General features: G+C 69.3%; 8 protein-coding genes and 1 pseudogene. 4 read left to right on the top strand and 5 right to left on the bottom strand.

What is annotated here, in order from left to right:
- Positions 1–193, bottom strand: a pseudogene (locus CCN44_RS30365) (hypothetical protein); the annotation flags it as partial.
- A 190-nt stretch (positions 194–383) separates the two neighbouring features.
- Here CCN44_RS30365 and CCN44_RS30370 point away from each other — a divergent pair.
- The 3 genes from CCN44_RS30370 to CCN44_RS30380 are packed head-to-tail and all read left to right on the top strand — an operon-like array spanning position 384 to position 3,454.
- Positions 384–1,673 carry a magnesium transporter MgtE N-terminal domain-containing protein gene (locus CCN44_RS30370; protein WP_059252452.1) on the top strand — a complete coding sequence of 430 codons (1,290 nt, stop codon included), beginning with the start codon at positions 384–386 and terminating at the stop codon, positions 1,671–1,673.
- Complete coding sequence (locus CCN44_RS30375) at positions 1,663–2,277, top strand: DUF1003 domain-containing protein (RefSeq protein ID WP_059252451.1); 615 nt, start codon at positions 1,663–1,665, stop codon at positions 2,275–2,277. Before CCN44_RS30370 ends, CCN44_RS30375 begins: the two co-directional genes overlap by 11 nt.
- A gap of 43 nt (positions 2,278–2,320) precedes the next feature.
- A complete protein-coding gene (locus tag CCN44_RS30380) occupies positions 2,321–3,454 on the top strand; it encodes an Mrp/NBP35 family ATP-binding protein (protein WP_059252450.1) in 1,134 nt (377 codons plus the stop codon).
- 14 nt (positions 3,455–3,468) lie between these two features.
- Here the strand turns inward: CCN44_RS30380 and CCN44_RS30385 are convergent, their stop codons facing one another.
- Positions 3,469–3,891, bottom strand: coding sequence for a hypothetical protein (locus CCN44_RS30385; RefSeq protein ID WP_059252449.1), 423 nt, complete (start codon positions 3,889–3,891; stop codon positions 3,469–3,471).
- A 352-nt stretch (positions 3,892–4,243) separates the two neighbouring features.
- Between CCN44_RS30385 and CCN44_RS30390 the strand changes: the two genes are divergently transcribed.
- Positions 4,244–6,853, top strand: a complete 2,610-nt coding sequence (locus tag CCN44_RS30390) for a DUF6185 family protein (RefSeq protein WP_086701180.1) — start codon at positions 4,244–4,246, stop codon at positions 6,851–6,853.
- A 48-nt stretch (positions 6,854–6,901) separates the two neighbouring features.
- On the opposite strand, the gene CCN44_RS30395 is transcribed toward CCN44_RS30390, so the two are convergent.
- From CCN44_RS30395 to CCN44_RS30405, 3 genes are all read right to left on the bottom strand, one after another.
- Positions 6,902–7,567, bottom strand: a complete 666-nt coding sequence (locus tag CCN44_RS30395; protein ID WP_059252447.1) for a hypothetical protein — start codon at positions 7,565–7,567, stop codon at positions 6,902–6,904.
- Positions 7,568–7,817: 250 nt separating this feature from the next.
- Positions 7,818–8,267, bottom strand: a complete 450-nt coding sequence (locus CCN44_RS30400; protein WP_059252446.1) for a sec-independent translocase — start codon at positions 8,265–8,267, stop codon at positions 7,818–7,820.
- An 84-nt stretch (positions 8,268–8,351) separates the two neighbouring features.
- Positions 8,352–8,868: S1C family serine protease (locus CCN44_RS30405; RefSeq protein ID WP_143650054.1), on the bottom strand; the 517-nt coding region annotated here is incomplete at its 5' end.

Here is an 8,868-nt window from a genome sequence, read left to right on the forward strand (position 1 = left end):
CGGAGGCCGCGTCCGCCGCCGCCCGCGTCTTCGCCTGGATCTTGGCGGCGGGCAGCTTGCCCACCCCGTTGGTGCCCGCGTCCGGATCGTCGCCGCCGCACCCCGACAGCACCATCGCTCCCGTCACGGCCAGTGCGCAGGTCGCGGTCACCAGCGCGGTCCGGCGGGTACGGCCCTGGGGCATCGCAGTCACAGGTGGGGTCGCCTTTCTGACGGTTCCTGAGCGGCGTACCGCAGGGTACCGGTGCCCCGGGCGCCCGGCGGAGCCAGTCCGTCCGGACCGCCCACCAGGGCGTATCCGAACAGGACGGGCTAGCCTGAAGCGCACCCGTGCGGGCATATCTGAGCAACTCACACGATCCCCACGCAAAGGAAGCACAGCCATGGCAGCCGGCGCCCCCCGGATCTTCGTCTCGCACCTCGCCGGGGTCCCCGTCTTCGATCCGACCGGCGACCAGGTGGGCCGCGTCCGCGATCTGGTCGTCATGCTGCGCGTCGGGCGACGGCCCCCGCGCGCCCTCGGGCTGGTCGTCGAGTTGTCCACCCGGCGCCGCATCTTCCTGCCCATGACCCGGGTGACCAGCATCGAGTCCGGGCAGGTCATCACCACGGGGGTGCTGAACGTGCGCCGTTTCGAGCAGCGGCCCACCGAGCGGCTGGTCTTCGGCGAGCTGCTGGACCGGCGCGTGACGCTGGTGGAGACCGGCGAGGAGGTCACCGTCCTCGACCTGGCCGTGCAGCAGTTGCCCGCCCGCCGGGACTGGGAGGTCGACCGCGTCTTCGTCCGCAAGGGCAGGAAGGGCGGCGCCTTCCGGCGGGCGAAGGGCGAGACGCTGACCGTCGAGTGGTCGGCCGTCACCGGGTTCTCCCTGGAGGAGCACGGGCAGGGTGCCGAGAGCCTGCTCGCCACCTTCGAGCAGCTGCGCCCCGCCGACCTCGCCAACGTCCTGCACCACCTCTCCCCGAAGCGGCGGGCGGAGGTGGCCGCCGCCCTGGACGACGAGCGGCTCGCCGACGTACTGGAGGAGCTGCCGGAGGACGACCAGATCGAGATCCTCGGCAAGCTGAAGGAGGAGCGGGCGGCGGACGTGCTGGAGGCCATGGATCCGGACGACGCGGCCGACCTGCTGGGCGAGCTGCCCGAGGAGGACAAGGAGCGGCTGCTGAGCCTGATGCAGCCCGCCGACGCGGCCGACATGCGCCGGCTGATGTCGTACGAGGAGCACACGGCCGGCGGTCTGATGACCACGGAGCCGATCGTGCTGCGTCCCGACGCCACCGTGGCCGACGCGCTGGCCCGGGTCCGCAACCCGGACCTGTCCCCCGCCCTCGCCGCCCAGGTCTACGTCTGCCGCCCGCCCGACGAGACCCCGACCGGCAAGTACCTGGGCACCGTCCACTTCCAGCGGCTGCTGCGCGATCCGCCGTACACCCTGGTCAGCTCGCTCGTGGACGACGATCTGCAGTCGCTGGACCCGGACGCCGCGCTGCCGGTCGTCGCCGGGTTCTTCGCCACGTACGACATGGTGGCGGCGCCCGTGGTGGACGAGTCCGGGTCGCTGCTCGGCGTGGTGACCGTGGACGACGTACTGGACCACATGCTGCCCGAGGACTGGCGGGAGACGGAGTTCCACCTGGACGACGGAGAGGAGGCGCCCACGCATGGCTCCTGAGCGCGAGACCGCGACCCGCGAGCGTCATCCGGCGGGGGCCACGGCCGCCGGCCGCCCCCGCGCGCCCCGGCTGGACCAGCCGCGTCCGCCGCGCCGCCGGATCCTGCCCGAGTGGGACCCGGAGGCCTTCGGGCGGCTGTCGGAGAAGATCGCCCGGTTCCTGGGCACCGGACGCTTCATCGTCTGGATGACGTTCGTCATCATCATGTGGGTGCTGTGGAACGTCGCCGCGCCCCGCCATCTGCGTTTCGACGAGTACCCGTTCATCTTCCTGACCCTGATGCTGTCCCTCCAGGCCTCCTACGCGGCCCCGCTGATCCTGCTCGCGCAGAACAGGCAGGACGACCGCGACCGGGTCAACCTGGAGCAGGACCGCAAGCAGAACGAGCGGTCCATCGCCGACACCGAGTACCTGACCCGGGAGGTCGCGGCGCTGCGCACGGGTCTGGGCGAGGTGGCCACCCGCGACTGGATCCGCTCGGAGCTGCAGGATCTGATGAAGGAGCTGGAGGAACGCCGCCGCCACGACGGGCACCCGGGCCATGTCGTATTCCCGGCGGAACGGACGGAACGCCCACCAGGACGTGACACAGACGACCGCTGAGGGGCATCCCTGCGGCCCCTCGGCGCGCCGTACCATCGTCCTTATGGCTACGGAAGACGCGGTGCGCGAGGCACTGGCGACGGTGAACGACCCCGAGATCAACCGCCCGATCACCGAACTCGGGATGGTCAAATCGGTGGAGATCGGCGCGGACGGAGCGGTCGCGGTCACCGTGTATCTGACGGTGTCCGGCTGCCCGATGCGTGACACCATCACGCAGCGCGTCACCGAGGCGGTCTCCCGGGTCGAGGGCGTCACCCGCGTCGACGTCACCCTGGACGTGATGAGCGACGAGCAGCGCAAGGAGCTGGCCGCGGCCCTGCGCGGCGGCCAGGCCGAGCGCGAGGTCCCCTTCGCCAAGCCGGGCAACCTCACCCGGGTCTACGCGGTCGCGTCCGGCAAGGGCGGCGTGGGCAAGTCCTCGGTGACGGTGAACCTGGCGGCGGCCATGGCCGCCGACGGTCTGAAGGTCGGTGTCGTGGACGCCGACATCTACGGCCACAGCGTGCCGCGCATGCTGGGCGCCGACGGCCGGCCCACCCAGGTCGAGAACATGATCATGCCGCCGTCCGCGAACGGCGTGAAGGTCATCTCCATCGGCATGTTCACCCCGGGCAACGCCCCGGTGGTCTGGCGCGGCCCGATGCTGCACCGCGCCCTCCAGCAGTTCCTGGCGGACGTCTACTGGGGCGACCTCGACGTCCTCCTCCTGGACCTCCCGCCCGGCACCGGCGACATCGCGATCTCCGTGGCCCAGCTGATCCCGAACGCCGAGATCCTGGTCGTGACGACCCCGCAGCAGGCGGCGGCCGAGGTGGCCGAGCGCGCGGGCTCGATCGCCGTGCAGACCCACCAGAAGATCGTCGGCGTGGTCGAGAACATGTCCGGGCTGCCCTGCCCGCACTGCGGCGAGATGGTCGACGTCTTCGGCACCGGCGGCGGCCAGCTGGTCGCCGACGGCCTCACCCGCACCACGGGTACGACGGTCCCGGTCCTCGGCAACATCCCGATCGACGTCCGCCTCCGCGAGGGCGGCGACGAGGGCAAGCCGGTGGTGCTGACCGACCCGGACTCCCCGGCCGGCTCCGCGCTGCGCGCGATCGCCGGAAAGCTGGGGGGACGGCAGCGGGGTCTGTCGGGCCTGTCTCTGGGCATCACCCCGAAGAACAAGTTCTGAGCCGGCCTCAGGCCCTAGGACGCAGAGGCGCCGTCTTCCACGGACGGCGCCTCATGTGTGTCCGCGCTTCCCGGGCAGAGGTCGAGCGTGGTGCACAGCAGGATCTCCTGGCAGGTCCCTGCCCCGGCGCCCGGCCCACCGTCGGCGTGCGGCACGAACCGCCACTGCGACGCCTTGAGGTGCCTCGTCCGGTCCGCCTTCTCCACGTGCACGGACAACGTGCGGGCCGCTACGTCGTTCGTCTCCACCAACACCTCGTCCACCGCGAGGGGGAAGTGGTCGTGCAGCAGACAGAGACCGAAGCGGTTCAGATTCCCGTGCTTGGCCAGCACGGCCACCATGTCCCGGACGAACTCCGCGTCCTGCGGCCCCAGCCCCTCTGCTTCCTCGAAGCGGGGAAGTGCGGTCCTCGGAGCGGAAACTCTTATGTTGGTCATGGTTCCTCCGCCAAATAGTTGACGGCCATCGAATCCCATTGTCAGCCACCGACTTTTTGCCCGCAACTCACCTATCAATTCACTCGAGAAAAGCAGCTGGAAATAAGCCGGATCAAGGCCGCCATCGGATTCGACCCGAACAGCGAAAAATCCGTCGAAGTCTCGCCCGTATGACGGTCAGGCCCCCTCGACAAGTGGCGGCCGGCCGGACAGCCGACCACCAGGACACATCGCTCGACACATGCCGTTGGCACACCCAAGCAGGCATGTCTCAGCGATCTGCCGTGTGTCTGTTCATGACAGATAGAGCGGTTTGTCTACATTCGCCGAGGACATGGAGAGGTGTCGGCCTATGGCGATGGCTCGGTGGTGGCGGCTGCTGTCGCTCTTGGTGCTGGTGACATCCGCGTGGGCGTGCGGCACGGCTCATGCGCAGGAAACCATGGGTGACTGTACGCCGAACGCCCCCAAGGGCAGCACCGTCACGGCCACACTGCGGCTGGAGCAGCACAAGCGCTCCGTTCCCCGGGTCACGTCCGACATGACGGTGCGGGTGCCGAAGCAGTGGCCGCTCGCCAAGCATCTGACCTTCGGCGAGAGGTCCAAGCAGTACCGCCAGGCGATGCGGTGCCTGCTGCTCGGCAACGAGACCCCCGGGGCACGGACCGAGTGGCGCCCCCATGATCCCGTAGTGACCGCGACCGACAAATCGGTCGAGGTGCACTACGTTGCATACAACTGGATCACCAGGGAGAAACCCGTCCTCGTGGGCCCTTGGCAGGTCATCCCCGCGGGGAAGACATGGATGATCTATCTGTGGCCGCCGACGCTTCGGAATATCCGGTGGGACGAGATCAAGGCCGATCTGGGCGGCCTCGATTTCAACGACCTCACGGGACGGGCTTCGTCCTCCACCGAGACCGATGTGGTCTGGAAGGAGAAGAAGCCCGAAGACGTACAGGTGCAGGTCGATCCGCCCTGGCAGCGTCGGTTGCCGGTGACGCTCGAGGAGTCGCCCTGGATCACCGCGGGCATTGCCTCATGGTGGGTGTGCGCCTCGGTCCTGATCGCCGTGGCCGCGATCCGCGTCAAGCGCGCCGAAGCAGCCGCTGTGCGCCAGACGGCACGGCAGCCACCGGAGGGAATGGCGGGCCGTCAGCCGGCGGTGGGGGTGTCGGACACGGACCATGGGCGCGTTACGCGCTTCACGCACACACTCCTGGAGTGGGCCGGCCTCAGCGCGGGAGTCGCTCTGGCCCTGCTCCTGTTCGTTCAAGAGCCGGATTTCTCCCCCGCGACGGGCGCCCTTCTCTACATCCCTGCCGGCTTGGCTCTGCTCCTCGCCGCCCGTCCCTGGAGCCCGGGCCCGTCACCGACTGCGCCCGGCGCCCTCCCTGACGAGCCGGCCCGGCCGGGGGACATCCAACGTCGCCAGGCACGCGCCGTCGTGGCCCCCGCGTGTGCGGTCGCGGGCATCGGCCTGCTGGTGATCCCGGGCCACGACGTCTTCGGGCTTCCGTGGAGCCTGGGACCGGTGACAACGACCGCCTGGGGCCGCACTGGACTTGCCCTGTCGGGCTTGGCGACCGTGTGGTTGTGGTTGGCCGCGCTGGTCGCCTGGGCCTGGCGCTTCGCACGCGAAGGAGAACTGCTCCGCGAGCGCTGGACCAGACAGTGGGACGAGGCCCCCGCTCAGTGTGTGACCATCGTCGGATGCCTGCTGGCCAACGTCGCCATGGCATTGCTGGCATGCGCCTGGTGGTCTCACCAGCGACGGTGGGCACGCATCCACTGGCTCGTCGATCAACAGCCCACTGCCCGCTACAACGCATATCTGACCGATCTGTTCGAGAGATTCTCCTACACCGACCTGAGATGCACCTTCGCCTACAGCTGGGTATTGACAGGAGTGGCCCTGCTGGCCCTGCTGCGTTTGCGCAACATGCCACCGCGGGCAGAGGGCCGCCGCAGATACGGGCGATTCCCGCTGGGGCCGAGCAGGCCGGACATTCTGCTGATCGTCTCCCTGTTCGCCTTCTTCGTCGGAGTCCGGGCCGCGAAATTCGCGGGCGCCAGCGGGCTGTACGGAATCTGGCTGGGGCTGAACATTCTCGCGCTGTACTTCGTTCTTGCCCTGGGGCGCCGGTGGTCCGTGTTGAGCCAACTGGGAGAGCAGTTCTGCATGGTGAGGCTGGGCACCGAGCAGCACCAGAGCGAACTGCGGGAGAAAGCCCACCAATACCGTAACGCGAACCATCAGATGCATTTGCTGGATCGCGGTAATGCCGACGGGGTGACCTTCGGACAGTTGAAAGAAGATCTGCACCAACTGCACCAGTGGCTGGTCTCCGCATGTGAAGGAAACGACCCACCGGAGCACATTTCGGTGCTGGACGTCACCCTGGCCTGGGGGCCGGAGGGACACTGGTGGTCCAATGCCGTCCGCGCAGCGCGACTCGCATTCTGGTTCGGCGCACCGGCCACCGCGCTGCTTCTCTACTATCAGACGTGGGATCCCTATGCGCGACAGGAAATCCTGGACACTCCCATCGGTCTTCCGGAGTTCGCCGCCAACCTCATTCTTTATCAGCTGGCGTGGGCGGTCGCCGGCTTCACGCTAGGGGCACTGTGGCGTTTGCTGCCCGGCCACCGGAGCCAGGCGCGGGCCTGGATCCTCACTGCCGCCTACGGCCTCCCGACGGTGCTGGCTGCCGCGCTCGTCCGCATCATGGACACGGACCATCGCCAACTCCTCCTGTACGCCGCACTCCTGCTCGTCGTCCTGACGCTCACCAGCATCTGGATGGACATGGCGACGTTCCGGGAGGAACGGCAGTACTGGCCCAGCCGTTTCGCCCTGCTGTTGTCCGTGTACCAGATGCGCGGTTTGTCCGGTCAGATCACCTGGATCCTGGCCCAGGTCGTGGCCGTCGTAACGATCTTCACCAGCCTGACCCGTTGAGCGGACGGCCGACAGGGCCCGGGAGGCATCGCCCCCGGGCCCGGAACGTCAGGCGTAGGCGGTGATGTCCTTGATCGCGGCGAAGCCGAGCCCGTACGCGCTCATCCCCCGCCCGTACGCGCCCAGGTGCACGCCCGCCTCGGTGGTGCCGGCCAGCACCCAGCCGTACTCGGACTCCCGGTAGTGGAACGAGGCCGCCACGCCGTCCACCGGGAGCGACAGCCGGGACCACTCCGGGCCGTCGAGGTCGTCGGCCAGCGCCCAGGCCGTCTCCGTCTGCTGCTCCAGCCAGTCGTCCCGCAGGCTGTGGTCCATCTGCCCGGGCCAGGTGAACGACAGCAGCCCCACCCCGGCCAGCCAGGCCGCCGAGGACACCGACGTCGCCTCCAGCAGGCCCGTGCCGTCGGCGCTGCGCCGGGACGGCTGCGCGGCGACGGTCACCACGACCGCGAACTTCTCCCGCTGCTCCCCGGCGGAACCGGTCTCGCCCCGCACCGAGGGCTCGTCACCGTGCCCGATCGAACCGTGCTCGACGGCGCCGTCGGCCGCCGCGCCGACCTGCATCAGCCAGCGCGGCCCCGTGAACGCCTCGTCGAGCCCGTACCACGGGAAGGGCGCCCGCAGGTAACCGTCGACCGTACGCCGGGCGGAGGGGAGTTGCTCTCCGCCCTCCGCGGCCGGCGCCTGCGCGCCCACCCGACTCGTCGTCTCCATCTGCCCGGACGCCTCCTCGCTCTCGTCGGACCGGGGTGGCCCGCCCCCCTTCGGGCGTACGCGTCCGGTCCGCACAACAACTCGGCAGCATATCCACACGGCTGAGAGCGGCAGGGCAGGCGCTGGATGCGTGGGTCGCGCGAACGGCCTGTTCAGGCCGTGCGCGACGGGTGCGCGGTATGACACGCGTCACGTGTGCGGCGTACGCCCGCGTGCGCGTGTCGGCAGGGCGGAGCGGCGGCGGCAGCGCTCAGGTGGCGTCCGCGTCGAAGGGCGGGCGGTCGTCGTCGCCGGGCGTCTGGGGCTTCTTGGTCATGTCGACGCGCCCGCCGGTGGAGGACGAGGAGGACGATGACGAAGAGGAGGAGCTGCCGCTGTCGCGGCCGTGGACCGCGTCCGTGACCTCGGCCATCTCCTTCTTCAGGTCGAATCCGTTGCGGATCTCCTTCAGCCCCAGTTCGTCGTTCTCCAGCTGCTTGCGGATGAACGTCTTGGGGTTGAGGTCCTCGAACTCGAAGTCCTTGAACTCGGGACCCAGTTCGCTGCGGATGTCCTGCTTCGCACTCTCCGAGAACTCGCGGATCTTCCGGATCGTGCGCATCACGTCCTGGATGACCTTCGGGAGCTTGTCCGGACCGAAGACGAGCACGGCGAGCACAATGATGGTCACCAGCTCCAGTGGTCCTATGTCATTGAACACCTGACGCTCCTTGCGATGTCCTCGGTCGCTCAACGGTACCCGGCGTTCCTGTCCGACCGGTACCGTCCCGAGGTGAGACTTGTGTCAGTTCTGCTCCGACGCGCCCAGCACGAGTGACACCTCCCGCTCGGTCCCGTCGCGCTCGACCGTCAGCCGCAGCCGGTCGCCGGGCCGGTGGGCGCGGATCTTCACGATCAGCTCCTCGCCGTTGTGGACGCGCTCCCCGCCGACCTCGGTGATGACGTCGCCCGCCCTGAGTCCGGCCCGCTCTCCGGGGCCGCCCTCGGCGACGGCGGGACCGCCGCCCGCGCTCTTGCTGTCGATACGGGCGCCGTCGCCGGTGTAGCCCATGTCGAGGGTGACGCCGATCACGGGGTGCGTGGCGTGACCGTCGTTGATCAGCTCCTCGGCGACCCGCTTGGCCTGGTTGACGGGTATGGCGAAGCCGAGGCCGATGGAGCCGGCCTGGGCGCCCTCGGAGCCGGAGCCGCTGCCGGCCGAGCGGATGGCGGAGTTGATGCCGATGACCTGGGCCTGGGAGTCGAGCAGCGGACCGCCTGAGTTGCCCGGGTTTATGGGGGCGTCGGTCTGCAGGGCGTCG

The organism is Streptomyces tricolor, from assembly GCF_002155905.1.
In the GTDB taxonomy this organism is placed as follows: Bacteria; Actinomycetota; Actinomycetes; order Streptomycetales; family Streptomycetaceae; genus Streptomyces; species Streptomyces tricolor.